This window comes from Methylobacterium sp. WL69 (genome assembly GCF_008039485.1).
In the GTDB taxonomy this organism is placed as follows: Bacteria; Pseudomonadota; Alphaproteobacteria; order Rhizobiales; family Beijerinckiaceae; genus Methylobacterium.
On record NZ_VRUZ01000095.1, the window covers coordinates 1 to 15,615 of the forward strand.

Consider the following 15,615-nt stretch of genomic DNA (forward strand, 5'->3'; position numbering starts at 1 on the left):
GGGCAGGGCCATGGGTACGGAAGCCTCGATGAGGGGGGGCGACGGCCAGCACGGCCGAGGCCCGAAAATCATCCATCTAGCGCATCGGTCCGAAAGGTGGACACCGGCTTTCAGGCCGATGGCAGAACAGGGACCCGGAGCGCGTGCGGAATGCCCCCGCGCTCGCGATCCGGAACGCCCGCGAAAACCCGCACGGTTGCCCGGCCTACCCCCCTCGTGTAAGGGACCGCCTTCATCTTTCGAGGACGGCGCGCGGCGTCGTCCGGCGGGACATGCTGCGCGACCGGGGGGCGCCGGGCATCGTGGGCCGGCCTCAAGGTCCGGCCATCGCCGGCGCGGGCCGGGGTGGCGGGATATCCAGCAAACACGGCGAGAACGCATGTCCGACCTGACCCAGACCGCCACCTTCGACCGCGTCGCCGAGATCATCGCCGACACCGCCGACATTCCGCGCGACACCATCACGCCGGAAAGCCACGCCATCGACGACCTCGGCATCGATTCCCTCGCCTTCCTCGACATCGCCTTCGCGGTGGACAAGGCCTTCGGGATCAAGCTGCCCCTGGAGCGCTGGACCCAGGAGGTCAACGAGGGCAAGGTCCCGGCCGAGGAGTACTTCGTCCTCAAGAACCTCTGCGCCCGCATCGACGCCCTCGTCGCCGAGAAGGCCGCCAAAGCCTCTTAAAGCCGCCGGAACCCCAGCCATGCGGCTCGAATATTTCGAGATGATCGACGCGGTGACGGTCCTGGACCGGGCCGCCGGCCGGATCGAGGCCGTGGCCCGCGTGCCGATGGAGAGCCCGGTCTTCGAGGGGCACTTTCCCGGCCATCCCCTGGTGCCGGGCGTGCTGCTCACCGAGACCATGGCCCAGGCCTCGGGCTACCTCATCCTGGCCCATCTCGGCTTCCGGCAGATGCCGTTCCTCATGGGGGTGGACAAGGCGCGGTTCCGGTCCTTCGTCGGCCCCGGCGCCGAGCTGGCGGTCGAGGCGACCCTCGAGCATGACGGCTCGGGCTACGCCGTGACCAAGGCGGCCATCCGCCACGACGGCAAGCCGCTCTGCAACGCCGAACTGCGCTTCCGCACCATGCCGTTCCCCGACGGCCTCGACGGGCCCATGCGGGCACGGGCGCGGCGGATCGGCCTCCTGGATCTCGCGGGGATCACGACGGAACCGGAGCCAGCATGAACGACGTCGTCGTCACCGGCCTCGGCCTCGTCTCCTGCGCGGGCGAGGGCATCGCGGCCCATCTCGACGCCCTCGCGGCGGGCGCGCCGGCGCGGACCGACACGGAGCGCTTCGCGCCCTACACGGTGCATCCCGTGGCGCCCCTGGCCCTCGACGGGCAGATCCCCAAAAAATCCGACCAGCGCCAGATGGAGCCGTGGCAGCGGCTCGGGGTCTACGCCGCCGGCCTCGCCCTCGACTCCGCCGGACTGAAGGGCGACGCGGCCCTGAAGGGCGCCATGCACCTCGTCGTCGCCTGCGGCGGCGGCGAGCGCGACACGGCGGTGGACGGGGCGATCCTCACGGGGCTTCGCGACGCGGAGGATGCCGGCGCCTACCTCAACGAGCGCCTGCTCAACGACCTGCGCCCGACCCTGTTCCTCGCCCAGCTCTCGAACCTGCTCGCCGGCAACATCGCCATCGTCCACGGGGTCACGGGGGCGTCCCGCACCTTCATGGGCGAGGAGGCCGCCGGCACCGACGCCCTGCGCATCGCGCAAGGTCGCATCGCCTCGGGTCAGGTCGACTGCATGCTGGTGGGCGGCTCCTACAGCGCCGAGCGCCCGGACGTGATGGTGGTCCACGAGATGGGCGGCTACCTGCGCGCCAAACCGTTCCGGCCGGTGTTTTCGCGGGAGCCCGAGGCCGAGGCCGGGTTCATCCTCGGCAGCGGCGCCGCCTTCCTGGTCCTCGAATCGGCGGACCACGCCCGCGCCCGCGGCGCGAAAGCCCTCGCCCGGCTCATGCCGGTCCGGAGCGACCGCACCCGGCGCGAGCCCGGCGCCACGGCGCGGAGCGTCGAAGCCCTGTGGCGGGCATCGGGGCTGGAGACGCCCGACCACGTGATCTCGGGCGCCACGGGCGTCACCGGCATCACGGCGGAGGAAGGCGCGGCCCTGGCCCGCCTCGCGGCCGGCATCCCCATCACGGCCCTGGGCGACGTCACCGGCCATACCCTGGAAGTGACGGCGCCCTTCGGCGCGGCCCTGGCCGCCGGCCTCGTGGCGGAGGGCCGGGCCCGCGAGGTCGCCATCACCACGGTCGGCCACCGCCGCGGCGAGGGCGTACTCCGCGTCTGTGCGGTCTGACCGAGCCAGGATCGGATTCCCTCCCCCTTGCGGGGAGGGTTAGGGTGGGGGTGGTGCCGGAGGAGGCGCGACCTTTCCGGCACCACCCCCACCTCCGGCTCCTCCCCGCAAGGGGGAGGAGAGGTGCTCCGGCACCGGCCTCACGAACCGTGAAACGGTGTAGAACGGCGCGATGACTGACACTTCCTTTCGCGACAGCAAGGGCCGCCCCCTGGTGGCGGTCACGGGCCTCGGCATCGTGACCTCCCTGGGCCAGGGCCAGGCCGACAACTGGGCGGCCCTGACCGCCGGGCGCTCGGGCATCCACGCCATCAAGCGCTTCCCGACGGAGGGCCTGCGCACGCGCATCGCCGGCACCGTCGACTTCCTCGACACCGATCCGCTGGTGGCCCCGGCCCTGTCGCAGCGCTTCGCCGAAGCCGCCGCCGAGGAAGCCATCGCGCAATCGGGCCTCGGCGCGCGGGGCGACTTTCCCGGCGCCCTGTTCATCGCCGTGCCGCCCGTCGAGATGGAATGGCCCCAGCGCCGGGCCATGGCCGAGGCGTCGGGCCAGGACGGGCCGATCACCTATTCGGACCTCCAGCGCGCCGCCGCCAGCCGCCGGTTCGACGCCTGGCACGACCTCTTCATCTTCGGCACCGTGGCGGAGAACATCGCCGACCGCTTCGGCACGAAGGGCTCGCCGATCTCGCTCTCCACCGCCTGCTCGTCGGGGGCGACGGCGATCCAGCTCGGCGTCGAGGCCATCCGCCGGGGCGAGGTGACGGCGGCCCTCTGCATCGGCACCGACGGCTCGGTGAACCCCGAATCCCTCATCCGGTTCTCCCTGCTCTCGGCCCTCTCGACCCAGAACGACCCGCCGGAGGCCGCCTCGAAGCCGTTCTCGAAGAACCGCGACGGCTTCGTCATGGGCGAGGGCGCCGGCGCCCTCGTGCTGGAGGAGGCCGGGGCCGCACGGGCGCGGGGGGCAAAAATCCTCGGCTACGTGCTCGGCTGCGGCGAGAAGGGCGACGGCTTCCACCGCACCCGCTCCAGCCCCGACGGCGCCCCCGGCATCGCGGCGATCCGCGCGGCCCTGGACGATGCCGGCACGGGCCCCGACGCCATCGACACCGTCAACGCCCACGGCACCTCGACGCCGGAGAACGACAAGATGGAGGCCATGGGCTGCGCCGCGGTGTTCGGCGACCGCATCGGCCGCCTGCCGATCTCGTCCAACAAGTCGATGATCGGCCACACCCTGACGGCGGCCGGGGCCATCGAGGCGGTGATCTCGCTGCTGACCATCGCCCACGGGCGCATCCCGCCGACCATCAACTACGCGGTGCCGGACCCGGCGATCCCGCTGGACGTCGTCGCCACCGCCCGCGACGCCCGGGTCTCCCGCGTCCTCTCGAACTCCTTCGGCTTCGGCGGGCAGAACACCTGCCTCGTGCTCGGGGACGAGCCCGCATGAGCACCCGCATCCTCGTCACCGGGGGCGCCTCCGGCCTCGGCGCCGCCCTGGTGCGGGCCCTCGTCGGCGCCGGCCACGACGTCGCCTTCACCTACCGCTCGTCGGGGGAGGCCGCCGAGGCCCTGGTGGCCGAGCTCGCCGCCGCCCATCCGGCGCGGATGGTGACGGCCCACGCCCTCGACCTCGCCGACCGCACCGCCCTCGACGCCTTCTGCGAGTCCCTGGAGGACGAGGCCTTCTACGGCCTCGTCCACAATGCCGGCCAGTCCTCCGACGCGCTCGCGGCGATGCTCGACCAGGACCGGGCCGAGGCGGCCATGCAGGTGAACTTCTGGTCCCTGACCCGCCTCGCCAAATCCCTGGTGCGGGGCATGATCCGCGCCCGCTCAGGGCGCATCGTCGCCATCGGCTCGGTGGCGGCCCTCCGGGCCAATCCGGGCAACGCCGCCTACGCGGCGAGCAAGGGCGCCCTCATCGCCTATTGCCGGACGCTGGCCATCGAGTCGGCCAAGCGCGGGGTCACCGTCAATGTCATCGCCCCGGGCTTCATTGATACCAGCATGATGGCGCCCTACGCCGCCCACCGGGCCGGCATGGAGCGCCAGATCCCCGCCGGACGCTTCGCCCGGCCGGAGGAAGTCGCGGCCCTCGCCGCTTTCCTCATGGGGGAGGGGGCGGCCTACATCACCGGCGCGGTCCTGCCCGTGGACGGCGGCCTCACCGCGATGATGGGCGTGCACCGCTCCTGAGACCCGCGCTCCCGAGATCCGCGCTCCCGAGACCCGCCATGCGCCTTCCCCTCGCCCTCGCCGTCCTCGCCCTGGCGGGCCCGGCTTTCGCCGTGGAGGCGTTTCGCGTCGACGGCCTGCCCCGCGGCGAGGGCCTGACCCTGCGCGAGACGCCGGACGCCGCCGCGCCCGCCCTCGGGCAGGTGCCGGCCGGCGCGCGCATCCGGGGCTTCGGCTGCACCAGCGACACCCCGAGCGGCCTGACCTGGTGCCGGGTCAAGGCCGGCCCGATCCTCGGCTGGGCGCGCCGACGCTATCTTGCTCCGGACTGAACAGGGGCGCGGTCCCCGGCTCTTTAAGCTTCCTTTACCATAGTTGAGCAAAGTCAGGCCCGAAGGACAGGCCGCCATCATGGCGCCGTGCCTTCAGCCGGACGGCGCATGTTCCTGTTCACCACGCCCCCCGCCACCACCCGCGACACCGGCGCCGCCCGGGATGCGGGGACGCGCGCGGTTTCGGGCACGACTTCGGGGACGAATTCGGGCTCGGCCGTCGTCGCGGCGATCCGCGACGGGGCGCAGAGTTCGGGCGTGGGCTTCGACTACCTCCTGGCGACGGCCCGGCGCGAATCCGCCCTCGATCCCACGGCGAAGGCCGGCACCTCCTCGGCCACGGGCCTGTTCCAGTTCATCGAGCAGACCTGGCTCGGCACCATGAAGAACGCCGGGCCGAAGCTCGGCCTCCAGACCTATGCCGACGCCATCACGGCGCGCCCCGACGGCACCTACGCCGTCACCGACCCCGACGCGCGCCAAACGATCTTGGATCTCCGCCGCGATCCTAAGACCGCCGCGACCCTCGCCGGCGCCCTGACCCAGCGCAACGGCGAGGCCCTGACGGCGGCTTTGGGCCGCGAACCCACGGGGGGCGACCTCTACGCCGCCCACGTCCTCGGGGCCCGCGGGGCCGCCGCCCTCATCAACACTGCCCAGGCGAGCCCGGCCCGCGCCGCCGCCCTCGACATGCCGGAGGCGGCCGCGGCAAACCGCAACCTGTTCTACGACCGGACCGGCCGGGCGCGGGGGGCCGCCGAACTCTACGCCCTCCTGTCGACGGCCCGCTCCACGGGTGCCCCGGCGGCGGCCCCGACGGCCGCTGCCAGCCCCCTCGTGCCGCCGGAGGGCACCACCGCCTACGCCTCCCTCGACGGCGGCCTGCGCTCCCTGTTCCAGACCGACAAGCGCCAGGGCGCGGTCTCGGACGGGGTCGCCAAGCTCTGGCAGGGCCGGGCGGCCACGGACACGGTCCGCAGCGCCCCCACCTACTTCCCGCGCTCGGACGGGACGGCGGACACCGTCCTGGCGGCGGTGCAAACCACCGCCCCGGTGCAGCCTGCCCCGGTGCAAGCCATGGCCACGGAGGCCTCCGGCCCGGCGACGGCGGCCTCCGCCGCCCTCGTCGGGGCGCCGCTGCCGCCGCGCCGGCCGGCCGAATTCACCACGACGTTGGCGGCCCGGACCGGCACAGCCCTCGATCCCTCCCTCCTCACCGCCCGGAGCGGCCCATGATCATCCGCCAGTTCCTCGCCTGGACGCAGCACGCCTCGGCCGAGCGCCGGGCGGAGGCGGCCGGCGCCCTGGTCCAGGCCATCCTGCACGGGGGCCTCGCCCCCGACACGGCGGGGCAGGCGGAGGCCACGATCCTCGCGCTCCTCGACGACCCGGCCCCGCTGGTGCGGCGCGCCCTGGCCGTGGCCTGCGCGACCAGCCCCGCGACGCCGCGCTCCCTCGTGGTGGCCCTGGCCGGCGACCTGCCGGACATCGCCTGCCTCGTCCTCAGGCGCTCGCCCGTGCTCACGGATGCCGACCTCGTCGACGGCATCGCCATCGGCTGCGAGGCGGCGCGCGTCGCCATCGCCGAGCGGCGCGACCTGTCGCACGCGGTGGCGGGCGCCATGGCGGAGATCGCCGGGCCCGAAGCCCTCGCCGCGATGGTGCGGAACCGCAGCGCCCGCATCACCGCCGGCAGCCTCCTGCGCCTCGTCGCGCGCCACGGCGACGACGCGTCCCTGCGCGAGGCGGTGCTGGCCCGGCCCCACCTGCCCCTCGAAGTGCGCCAGGCCTGCACGGATCGGCTCGCCGAGGTCCTGTCGCGCTATGCCGTCGCGTCCGGATGGCTCACCCCGGCCCGGGGCGAACGGGCCGGCCGGGAGGCGCGCGAGCGGGCGACCCTGGAATTCAGCACCGGGGCGCATCCCATCGACCTCGCCCGCTTCGTCGCCCACCTCCGCACCCACGGCCAGCTCAACGCCGGCCTGATCCTGCGGGCGATCCTGTCGGGCCACATGCCGTTCGCCGAGACCGCCCTGGCCGACCTCGCCGGCCTCGCCCCGGCCCGCGTCGCCGGCCTGATGCACGAGGGATCGAGCGCCGCCTACGCCGCCCTCCACCGCAAGGCGGGCCTGCCGGCCATGCTGCTGCCGGCCTTCACCGCCGCCCTCTCGGCCTGGCGCGAGGCCGGCCGGGGCGAGAGCACCGCGCGGGGTGCGGCCCTGTCGCGCCTGATGATCGAGCGGGCGCTCACCGCCTGCGAGACCATGCCGTTCGCCGACGCCCAGGGCGTCATGGCCCTGCTCGCCCGGTTCGAGGCCGAGGCCGCCCGCGATGCCGCCAGGACCGTGACCCGGGCGATGGCGGCGCAGCCGGCCCTGGCGGCGCCGACGACCGAAGCGTTTCCCGAGGCGGAGGTCGTCGCGGCGGCGGCGGAGATCCTCGACGCCGAGTGGCGCGAGGCGAAGCGGCAAGCACCCCGTGACCAAGCACCCCGTGACGAAGCCCCCCGCGAGGCAGCGGCCCCCCACGCCGCCGCCATGAGCCGGACGCTCCGGGAGACCGCAGCGATCACCGGACACCGCGACACCCTCGACCTGTCGGAGACGCCCCGGATCTCGGACACGCCGGACGTTCCGGAGACGCCCCAGATCCTGGAGACGCCAGAAGTCCTGGTAACGCCAGTAGCCCCGGAGACGTCCGAAGGCGTGACGGCATCCGTGCAGGATGCGGGCGCCACCGCCGCAGCGGCCCCCGAAGCGGCTCCGGCCGCCGGGATCGTCGACGACGGGGTCGCCGTCGAAGCCCAGGAGGCCGTCCAAACCGAGGGAGCCGTCCAACCCGGGGAGGCCGGCCGGAACGACCCCGTCGGCCTCATCCTCGAAGCCCTGCCGCGGGCGATCCTGGCGCAGTTCCAGGAGGACCGGGCGGCTAAGCTGCGGGAGACGACGCCGCAGGACGACGCGCAGACCCGCACGGCGACCGTCGCGGAGATCCTCGACACCATCCCGAACGCCCTCGTGGCGAGCTACCGCGCCGACCGGGAGCGCGTCCGCCTCGCCGCGTGAGGCGTCAGCCGAACTGCTCGCGAAGAATCCGCTCGTCGAGGCTGTGGCCGGGGTCGTGCAGGAGCACGAGGTTGGTGGCGTGGTCGAGCCAGGTCTCGACGGTGGCGACCCGGCGGAACTCCGTGTGGTCGGCCACCGCCGCCACGGGCCGGTGCTCGGCATCGAGCACCTCGATGAAGATGCGGGCGTGATCGGGCAGGAGCGCCCCGTGCCAGCGGCGCGGGCGGAAGGACGAGATCGGCGTCAGGGCCAGCAGGCGGGCGTTCAGGGGCAGGATCGGCCCGCCCACGGAGAGGTTGTAGGCCGTGGACCCGGCTGGCGTCGCCGCCAGCACCCCGTCGGCGATGAGTTCGGGCAAGCGCACGTGGCCGTCCACCGAGATCCGCAGCTTGGCGGTCTGATGGGTCTGGCGCAGCATGTAGACCTCGTTCAGGGCCCGCGCCCGGTGCCGGCGCCCCTCCGTGTCGACGGCCTCCATGAGCAGGGGGTGGATGCGGCTGCGCTTGGTGTTCTCGAGGCGCTCGAGGAGGTCCTCCTCGCGGTACTCGTTCATGAGGAAGCCGACGGTGCCGCGGTTCATGCCGTAGATCGGCGTGCCGGCATCCATGAAGCGGTGGAGGGCCTGGAGCATGAGGCCGTCGCCGCCGAGGGCCACCACCACGTCCGCCTCCTCGGGCGGCACGTGGTCGTAGCGGCGCATCAGGGCGTCCGCCGCCTGGCGCGCGTCGTCCGTCGGGCTCGCGATGAACGCGATCGTGTTGAAACGCCGCGACATGAACCCCCGCCCCGTTGACCCGACCGCGATCCGCGTCGCACCCCGGCGCACCGCGCGGGATGCAGCCGCCGGTCCGCGATCGGGAGACCCATAGCCAGGAGACCCATAGCATGGAGCGTCCGCTTCTCGTCTACACCACCTTCCCGGATGCCGACGCGGCCCTGGCCGTGGGCGAGGCCCTGGTGCGCCTGCGCCTGGCCGCCTGCGTCAACGTGCTGCCGGGGATGCGCTCGGTCTACGCCTGGAAGGGCGCGGTGGAGCGGGCCGACGAGGTGGTGGCCCTGATCAAGAGCCGCGAGACCCTGGCCGAGCCCCTCGGTGCCGCCCTCAAGGCGCGCCACCCCTACGAGACGCCGATCATCCTCCACCTGCCCGTGACCGGCGCCGACCCGGACACGGCGGCGTGGATCGCCGAGGAGACCGGCGGCGCTGTGTAGGACCGTTTCGGATCGAACAGGCGCACCAGTGCTCCCTCTCCTGGAAGGAGAGAGTTGGGGTGAGGTGCGTGGACTCTCCGAAAAGGTCACACACCTCACCCTGTCCCTCTCCTTCCAGGAGAGGGGACCCGCGCCAAGCCCCGTCATCGGCGATACTCGCGATACGTCGAACCCATCAGGCCCCGTTCAACGGATAGCTTCGCCCCTTCCACACGGCGGCGCCGGCGGCCTTGCGGCGCAGGAGCACGTTCCACTGGATCAGGAGCGCCACGGTCACGGCCACGGGATGCAGCGGGATCGTGACGGCGGGCTCGCGCATGGCGAAGGTGATCGCCGCCCGCGTGCCGAGGGAGAGCAGGAGCGCGGCCAGCGCCAGCCCGGCCGCGACGGGGGTGACGAGGCCGAGGCCGAACAGGATCAGCAGCAGCACCGGCAGGATGTGACCGCCGAACAGCAGCAGGCTCCAGACGGGCAAGGCGCGCGGGGTCGCCATGCCCTCGTGGGCGTTCTTCGAGAACCCGGCCCAGGCTCCTCCCCAGCCCCGGTACATCCGGCAGGTGGCGAGGGCGTGCCCGGCCACGAGATCGGTGCGGTGGCCCGCCCCGCGAAGGCGGCGCGCCAGCAGCACGCCGTCGTGGAGGAACCCCCGGATCGCCCCGTGGCCGCCCGTGGCGGCGTAGACCGCCCGGTCGACGAGGACGAGCTGGCCGCAGGCCGCCCCGAGGGACGTGCGCAGGGACGACCGCATCATCGGCACCGGCAGGTAGCCTACGAGGAGGAAGCCGATCATCGGCACGGTGAGACGCTCGCCGAGGGTGCCCATGCGCTGGCGCGGCACGCCGCTGACGAGGGCGGCGTCCGTGGCGGTGGCGTGCGCCGCCAGGGACGCCGCCGCCGCCGGCGCCAGGGTCACGTCGGCGTCGATGAACAGCAGGTGTTCGAAGCGGGCACGCCCGGCCAGCACCGCGCAGGCGTGGTTCTTGCCCGTCCAGCCCTCGGGCAGGGACGGGATCGGCACGAGCGTCAGGCGCGGGTCGGTGGCGGCGATGGCCCGCACGAGGGCGGCGGTGGCGTCGGTGGAGTGGTCGTCGCCGACCAGCACCTCAATGCTGGCCCCCGTGCCGGCCAGCGCCGCCCGCACGGTGTGTTCGATGGTGGCGGCCTCGTCGCGGGCCGGGATCAGGATCGAGACGCGGGGCGCTTGTTTCGCGCCCGGCCCATCGGCTTCCGACGTCCGCGATGAGTCAGCCTGAACCGCGACGGGCCCCCTCTCCTGGAAGGAGAGGGCTGGGGTGAGGTGTGTGGACTTTTCGGAGATGTCGCACACCTCACCCTGTCCCTCTCCTTCCAGGAGAGGGGACCCGTGCTGCCGGCGCGCGGCCTCGCTGCGAGACGCATCCGGCACCGGCGTGCGCAGGGCGACGAGGTTCACGGCGGCGAGGATTGCCGGCAGGAGGGCGAGCAGCACCGAAAGAATCGCGAGGGTGAGGATCACGGCTGGCGGTCTTCCTCGGGCAAACGATCTGGCTCGGCACGGTGGGCGGGCTCGAAGCGGCGGCCGGTGAGGGCCGCGCGCAGGCGCCGCGCGAGATCGTAGACGCCGCCGACGCCCTTGGCACCCGAGACGAGCGCCGTGAACCGAGCGGGATCGCGGGCGATGACGTCGCCGGCGAGGCGGTCGAGGGTGTCGGTCAGGGCCGCCTCCATCCGGGCCAGGCGCTCGGGCCGGGCCAGGGCCAGGAGGTCCGCGCCCCGGATCGGCGGCCCGAAGGCGGCACAGGCCTCCGCCCCGCGCTCTTCCCAGAAGGCGTAGTCGAGGGCCAGGGGCACGAACAGGGTGTCGGGGGCGAGCTCGGGCAGGCGGGCGACGCCGGCGCGGAGATCGAGGGGCCGGGCGCGGACGTCGGCGAAGCGCCCCTGCGCGGTGATCCAGATCATCGCGCCGGGCCGCGCCAGAATGGTTCGCGATGAGCGGAGGAACTGGGCCGCGCCGCGGGCCGAATCGAGGTCGACCGGGAAGGCGCCGATGCGGGCGAAGATCGCGTAGCGCTCCAGCATCCCGGCATCGAACGGGGCGTGGCTGTCGCGCTTCGGGAACAGCCGCCCGGCGAGCAGGATGACCACGGCGGCGTCCCACCATGCCGGGTGGTTGCAGTAGACCACGACGGGGCCGGGATGGCCGGCACAATCCGGAACGCCCCAGCGGGCGATCCGCAGGGCGTTCATGTGGCGGCGCAGGAACCGGTCGAAATACCCGACCATGAACCGCCAGACGAAGGCCGAGCGGGTCGGGGCCGACACCGCCCGGTCCTTGAGCAGATTTCGCAAAAGTGGTCACCGGTTTTGCGTCGAAACTCTGCGACGGATCAGGGAGCTAAGCAGGTTCGCGTCGGCGCGCCAACGCGAACCGGCTCAGGCGCTCGCCCGCACCTCGCCGCGCGCGTCGGTGTCGTGGGCGTCCGCCGCGATCCAGCCCGACATCATCACCATGGGCATGCCGGGGCCGGGATGGGCGGCGCCGCCGGCGAGGTAGAGGCCGCGCACCTTGCGCGAGCGGTTGCCGGGCTTGAACGCGCCCATGAACTTGCCGTGGGAGGCGAGACCATAGATCGCGCCGTTGAGCACCCGGTAGCGCTCGTGGATGTCCTGCGGCGTGAGGTGGCGCTCGACGACGATGCGCTCTTCCAGGTCCGGCATGCCGGCCGTGCGCTTGAGCTTGTCCAGGATCACCTGCCGGTAGGCCGGGAACATCTTCTGCCAGTCGTGATGCGGCCGCAGGTACGGCGTGTGGACGAGGACGTAGAGGGCCTCGCCGCCCTCTGGCGCCACGCTCGGATCGGTGGAGGACGGCGCGGCGAGGTAGGCCGTCGGGTCCGGCGCCGGCTCGCCCTTGCGGTAGATGTAGTCGAACTCCTCCTCCGGGTTGCGGGAGAAGACGAAGTCGTGGTGGCTGAGGTGGTCGTAGCGCTTGTTGAGGCCGAGGTAGAGCACCACGCCCGAGCAGGCCGGCTCGAAGGACTTCTTCTCGTAGGCCTTGCCGACGGCGCCGCCGACGAGTTCGCGGTAGGTCCGCACGCTGTCCATGTTGGAGATCACGGCGTCGAACGGGGTGGTGCCGGCGGCGGTGCGCACGCCCGTCACCGTGCCGTTCTCGGTGGCGATGCCGGTGACCTCGTCGCCCGGCCGCAGGGTGGCGCCGAGTTCTCCGGCGAGCTTCGACAGCGCCTCGGCCACGGCACGGGTGCCGCCCATGGGGTACCACACCCCTTCCGCCGTCTGCATGTGGGCGATGGCGCAGAGCACGGCCGGCGCGCCGTAGGGGGACGAGCCGACATACTGCACGAAGTGGTCGAGCATCTGGGCGAGGCGGGCGTCCTTCACCTTGGAGCGGATGGTGCCCGCCACCGACGAGCCCATGCGCAGGGACAGGACATCCCGCAGGGTGCCGGGATTCATGTTGGCGCGGATGTCGATGGTGTCGAACAGGTCCTCCACCGCCTTCCAGAAGAAGAACCGGTTGGAGACGCCATGGAGGTGCTCGGAAATCTCGATGAACTTTTTATAACCTTCCCCCGCCCCCGTGCCGGGGGCGAACCGGTCCATGCTGGCGGCCATGGTCGGCACGTCGGCCATGAGGTCGATCTGGGTGTCGTCGTCGAAGAAGCAACGCCATTGCGGATCGAGGCGGCGGAGGTCGAGATAGTCGCGAATGTCGCGCCCGGCCTCCTGGAAGATGCGCTCCAGCACCTTCGGCACGGTCAAAATGGTCGGCCCCATGTCGAACCGGAACCCGCCCTCGTGCAGCACCGCCGCCTTGCCGCCGAGCCAGTCGTTCTTGTCGTAGAGGGTGACCGCGTGGCCGCGCGCCGCGCTCACGCAGGCCGCCGCGAGGCCGCCCAACCCCGCGCCAACGACGGCGACCGAAGACCCAGCCCGCATGTTCGTGTCACTCCCGGCGCGGACGAAGGCCGCCCTTGTTGTTGAAGCTAGGCCGCCTGCACCGGGGGTCAACGCGTTACCCCGTCGCGGCGGCCCACGCCTCGACGATGGTGATGCCGTCGGCCGGCAGGGTGGGATAGTCGGCCCGAATGTCCGCCGACGTCTGACCGGCGCGGAGATAGGCCGCGATGGTCTCGGCCGGAATACGGGTTCCCGACAGCACCGGCATGCCGCCGAGGATTCGGGCGTCCGACACGATCTCCGTGGGGACGGTCGGCCCAATCGATTGGAAGCGGGGCTCAGCCATGGAAGGCTCCGTAATCATCCGTGACCATGTCATGCCCGCCGCACAACCTCAACGGGAGGCACCCCCTCACGCCACCCGGCGCGACACCAGCCCCACGGCAACCACCAAGCTCACCGCCGCCACGGCGATCATCACGCCCCAGGCCGGCAGGGCGGCGGAGACGCCCTCGCCGAGGGCGGTCTGGTAGGCCTCGATGGCCCAGGCGTTGGGGGTGAACCAGCCGGCCTGCTGCAGCCACGGCGGCATGAGGAAGCGCGGAACCATGCTGCCGCCCACGGCCGAGAGCAGGAGGACGCCGAAGGTCGAGGCGAGGTGGGCCTGCTGGCGGGTGGCGGCCGCCGCGCACGCCGCGAGGGCCAGCCCGGCAGCCATGGCGGCAACCAGGAGGGTGGTGACGAGCCAGGCCCCCCAATGGGGCTTCAGATCGACGCCGTGCAGCAGGCTCGCCGCGGCGAAGATCAGGCCGGCCTGGACCATGCCCTGGACGACGAGGAAGGCGAACTTGCCGAGCACGATCACCGCGAGGCCGCCGGGGGCCGCGGTGAGGCGGTCGGCGAGGCCGCCCTGGCGCTCCTCGACGAGGGACATCGCCCCCTGCATGGCAGCGAACAGCAGGAACACCGCCGCAATGGCGCCGGCGTAGTAGCTCACCCGATCGTTGCCGCCGCCCGTCGCCGTGCTGCGGAGTTCGACGAGGGACGCGAAGGAGAACGGCTCCTTGCGGGCGCGCTGCTCGGCGAAGGCTTGGGTCAGGAAGGCGCGCTCGTCGGCGCCGATCTTGCCCGAGCGCTCCACGTCGGCGACGATCCGGGCCAGCACCACGTCGGGCAGGGCCTCATTGAGCACCCGCTGGAACTGCCCGAGGGCGATGGGGGTGGCCAGCGCCCGGGCCGGGTTCTCGACGAGGACCACGGGCTGCTCGGCGGGGGCCGTCCCGGCCGGCGCGGCGTCGAGGTCGCCGCGCAGGACCAGGGCGACGTCGACCTCGCCCCGACGCACGGCGCGCGCGGCCCCGGCGAGATCCGCGACGGGCAGGCGGGCGATGCGCAGGGACGGATCGGCCTCCAGGGCCGTGACGAGGCGCTCCGTCGTCGCCGTGCGGGCCAGATCGACGAGGCCGAGATGGATGCGGATGCGCTCGCCGATGGCGCCGGAGAAGATCGCGGCGAAGATCACGAAGATCACGGTGGGCAGCACGAAGGCCATGACCAGGGCGGCGCGGTCGCGCACGAGCCCCAGCAGCATCACCCAGAAGGCGGCGGCGATCATGGTGCGGCCTCCGCGCGGCGGCGGAGCCGGACGGGGTCGGCCGGGTCCCACAGGCCCAGGGCGTCGCGGTAGACCGCCTCGAGGCCGGGGGTGCGGATGCGGATCTCGGCGACGGGCACGCCGTCCGTCCGAAGGGTGTCCAGCAGGGCGGCGGCGTCCAAGCGCGGGCCGGCGGAGGGGAGCGCCCGCCAGGTCAGGCCGGTGTCCACGGGCGCAAAACCCGCCCGCCGCAGGGCCGCCTCGGCCGGGCCGGAGGCGGGACCCGACAGGGCGACCTCGTGCTCGGGCGCGCCGTCGCGCAGGCGCGCCAGGAGGTCGGGCAGGGCGCCCTCGCGCACGATGCGCCCCTGCGCGAGGAAGGCGGCCCGGTCGGCGAGGCGCTCGGCCTCGGAAAAATCGTGGGTGGCGACGAGGAGGGCGGCGCCGGCGCGGCGCAGGCGCTCCAGCACGGCGTGGATCGCGGCGCGGGCATGGAGATCGACGCCCTGCGTCGGCTCGTCGAGGAGGACGAGGCGGGGCCGGGCCATGAGGCTCGCGGCGATGTTGACCCGGCGCTGGTAGCCGCCCGACAGCAGGCCGACGGGGCGCCCGGCCACCTCGGCGATCCCCGTGAGGTCGAGGGCGTCGGCCAGGGCCGCGCGCCGGGCGGGGCGGCCGAGGCCGGCGAGGCGCGCGAACACGTCGAGGTTCTCGGCCACCGTGAGGCGGGGATAGAGCGCGATGTCCTGGGGCACCCAGCCGATGGCCCGGCGGGCCTCGGGCGTCGCGAACGGATCGCACCCCGCGATCCGCACGCTCCCCGCCCGCGGCGCGAGGCGGCCGGCGACGAGGCGCATGAGCGAGGTCTTGCCGGCCCCGTTGGGACCGAGCAGGGCCACGGTCCGGCCGGCGAAGAGGTCGAGGTCGACGCCGTCGAGGACGCGGCGGTCGCGGTAGCTCAAGGCAGCCCCCCGGACCACGACCAGGGGTGCGTCGGGCGGCACGGGGGCG

16 protein-coding genes are annotated in these 15,615 nt (G+C 73.3%); 9 read left to right on the forward strand and 7 right to left on the reverse strand.

Annotated elements, in window-relative coordinates:
- Positions 1–379 precede the first annotated feature (379 nt).
- From FV218_RS18790 to FV218_RS18825, 8 genes are all read left to right on the forward strand, one after another.
- Positions 380–685 carry an acyl carrier protein gene (locus tag FV218_RS18790; protein ID WP_056095482.1) on the forward strand — a complete coding sequence of 102 codons (306 nt, stop codon included), beginning with the start codon at positions 380–382 and terminating at the stop codon, positions 683–685.
- 19 nt (positions 686–704) lie between these two features.
- Complete coding sequence (locus FV218_RS18795; protein ID WP_056095479.1) at positions 705–1,190, forward strand: 3-hydroxyacyl-ACP dehydratase FabZ family protein; 486 nt, start codon at positions 705–707, stop codon at positions 1,188–1,190.
- Positions 1,187–2,317 (forward strand): beta-ketoacyl-ACP synthase, encoded by a 1,131-nt coding sequence (locus FV218_RS18800; RefSeq protein ID WP_147711080.1) that lies wholly within the window; start codon positions 1,187–1,189, stop codon positions 2,315–2,317. Before FV218_RS18795 ends, FV218_RS18800 begins: the two co-directional genes overlap by 4 nt.
- A 172-nt stretch (positions 2,318–2,489) precedes the next feature.
- The gene (locus FV218_RS18805) at positions 2,490–3,773 is read left to right on the forward strand and encodes a beta-ketoacyl-ACP synthase (protein ID WP_147711081.1); all 1,284 of its coding nucleotides are present in this window, start codon (positions 2,490–2,492) and stop codon (positions 3,771–3,773) included.
- On the forward strand, positions 3,770–4,522 hold the full coding sequence (locus tag FV218_RS18810; protein WP_147711082.1) for an SDR family oxidoreductase: 753 nt from the start codon (positions 3,770–3,772) through the stop codon (positions 4,520–4,522). The genes FV218_RS18805 and FV218_RS18810 overlap by 4 nt, the downstream gene beginning before the upstream one ends.
- Positions 4,523–4,560: 38 nt before the next feature.
- On the forward strand, positions 4,561–4,833 hold the full coding sequence (locus FV218_RS18815) for an SH3 domain-containing protein (RefSeq protein WP_056095468.1): 273 nt from the start codon (positions 4,561–4,563) through the stop codon (positions 4,831–4,833).
- Positions 4,834–4,941: 108 nt separating this feature from the next.
- Positions 4,942–6,069 carry a lytic transglycosylase domain-containing protein gene (locus FV218_RS18820; RefSeq protein ID WP_147711083.1) on the forward strand — a complete coding sequence of 376 codons (1,128 nt, stop codon included), beginning with the start codon at positions 4,942–4,944 and terminating at the stop codon, positions 6,067–6,069.
- The gene (locus FV218_RS18825) at positions 6,066–7,898 is read left to right on the forward strand and encodes a DUF2336 domain-containing protein (RefSeq protein ID WP_147711084.1); all 1,833 of its coding nucleotides are present in this window, start codon (positions 6,066–6,068) and stop codon (positions 7,896–7,898) included. Before FV218_RS18820 ends, FV218_RS18825 begins: the two co-directional genes overlap by 4 nt.
- Positions 7,899–7,902: 4 nt before the next feature.
- Here the strand turns inward: FV218_RS18825 and FV218_RS18830 are convergent, their stop codons facing one another.
- Positions 7,903–8,673, reverse strand: coding sequence for an NAD kinase (locus FV218_RS18830; RefSeq protein ID WP_147711085.1), 771 nt, complete (start codon positions 8,671–8,673; stop codon positions 7,903–7,905).
- 110 nt (positions 8,674–8,783) lie between these two features.
- On the opposite strand from FV218_RS18830, the gene cutA reads away from it, so the two are divergent.
- Entirely contained in the window at positions 8,784–9,110 is a 327-nt protein-coding gene (cutA, locus tag FV218_RS18835; protein WP_056095457.1) for a divalent-cation tolerance protein CutA, read from the forward strand.
- A gap of 175 nt (positions 9,111–9,285) precedes the next feature.
- Here cutA and FV218_RS18840 read toward each other — a convergent pair whose 3' ends face one another.
- The 6 genes from FV218_RS18840 to FV218_RS18865 form a co-directional block, all read right to left on the reverse strand.
- Positions 9,286–10,605: a glycosyltransferase family 2 protein gene (locus FV218_RS18840; RefSeq protein ID WP_246685180.1), complete on the reverse strand. Its 1,320-nt coding sequence runs from the start codon at positions 10,603–10,605 to the stop codon at positions 9,286–9,288.
- Complete coding sequence (locus FV218_RS18845; RefSeq protein ID WP_147711090.1) at positions 10,602–11,372, reverse strand: lysophospholipid acyltransferase family protein; 771 nt, start codon at positions 11,370–11,372, stop codon at positions 10,602–10,604. Before FV218_RS18845 ends, FV218_RS18840 begins: the two co-directional genes overlap by 4 nt.
- Positions 11,373–11,522: 150 nt before the next feature.
- On the reverse strand, positions 11,523–13,049 hold the full coding sequence (crtI, locus tag FV218_RS18850; protein ID WP_147711086.1) for a phytoene desaturase family protein: 1,527 nt from the start codon (positions 13,047–13,049) through the stop codon (positions 11,523–11,525).
- 76 nt (positions 13,050–13,125) lie between these two features.
- Positions 13,126–13,356 (reverse strand): DUF433 domain-containing protein, encoded by a 231-nt coding sequence (locus tag FV218_RS18855; protein ID WP_187273101.1) that lies wholly within the window; start codon positions 13,354–13,356, stop codon positions 13,126–13,128.
- 66 nt (positions 13,357–13,422) lie between these two features.
- Positions 13,423–14,625, reverse strand: a complete 1,203-nt coding sequence (locus tag FV218_RS18860; RefSeq protein ID WP_147711088.1) for an ABC transporter permease — start codon at positions 14,623–14,625, stop codon at positions 13,423–13,425.
- Positions 14,622–15,608, reverse strand: coding sequence for an ABC transporter ATP-binding protein (locus tag FV218_RS18865; protein WP_147711091.1), 987 nt, complete (start codon positions 15,606–15,608; stop codon positions 14,622–14,624). The genes FV218_RS18860 and FV218_RS18865 overlap by 4 nt, the downstream gene beginning before the upstream one ends.
- Between the last annotated feature and the right edge of the window lie 7 nt (positions 15,609–15,615).

Bases quoted from the DNA above. Each gene is read 5' to 3' on its own strand.
- FV218_RS18830 (WP_147711085.1), bottom strand. From the start codon at position 8,673: ATGTCGCGGCGTTTCAACACGATCGCGTTCATCGCGAGCCCGACGGAC.
- FV218_RS18805 (WP_147711081.1), top strand. From the start codon at position 2,490: ATGACTGACACTTCCTTTCGCGACAGCAAGGGCCGCCCCCTGGTGGCG.
- cutA (WP_056095457.1), top strand. From the start codon at position 8,784: ATGGAGCGTCCGCTTCTCGTCTACACCACCTTCCCGGATGCCGACGCG.
- FV218_RS18810 (WP_147711082.1), top strand. From the start codon at position 3,770: ATGAGCACCCGCATCCTCGTCACCGGGGGCGCCTCCGGCCTCGGCGCC.
- FV218_RS18790 (WP_056095482.1), top strand. From the start codon at position 380: ATGTCCGACCTGACCCAGACCGCCACCTTCGACCGCGTCGCCGAGATC.
- crtI (WP_147711086.1), bottom strand. From the start codon at position 13,049: ATGCGGGCTGGGTCTTCGGTCGCCGTCGTTGGCGCGGGGTTGGGCGGC.
- FV218_RS18855 (WP_187273101.1), bottom strand. From the start codon at position 13,356: ATGGCTGAGCCCCGCTTCCAATCGATTGGGCCGACCGTCCCCACGGAG.
- FV218_RS18825 (WP_147711084.1), top strand. From the start codon at position 6,066: ATGATCATCCGCCAGTTCCTCGCCTGGACGCAGCACGCCTCGGCCGAG.
- FV218_RS18800 (WP_147711080.1), top strand. From the start codon at position 1,187: ATGAACGACGTCGTCGTCACCGGCCTCGGCCTCGTCTCCTGCGCGGGC.
- FV218_RS18820 (WP_147711083.1), top strand. From the start codon at position 4,942: ATGTTCCTGTTCACCACGCCCCCCGCCACCACCCGCGACACCGGCGCC.
- FV218_RS18795 (WP_056095479.1), top strand. From the start codon at position 705: ATGCGGCTCGAATATTTCGAGATGATCGACGCGGTGACGGTCCTGGAC.
- FV218_RS18845 (WP_147711090.1), bottom strand. From the start codon at position 11,372: ATGGTCGGGTATTTCGACCGGTTCCTGCGCCGCCACATGAACGCCCTG.
- FV218_RS18815 (WP_056095468.1), top strand. From the start codon at position 4,561: ATGCGCCTTCCCCTCGCCCTCGCCGTCCTCGCCCTGGCGGGCCCGGCT.
- FV218_RS18860 (WP_147711088.1), bottom strand. From the start codon at position 14,625: ATGATCGCCGCCGCCTTCTGGGTGATGCTGCTGGGGCTCGTGCGCGAC.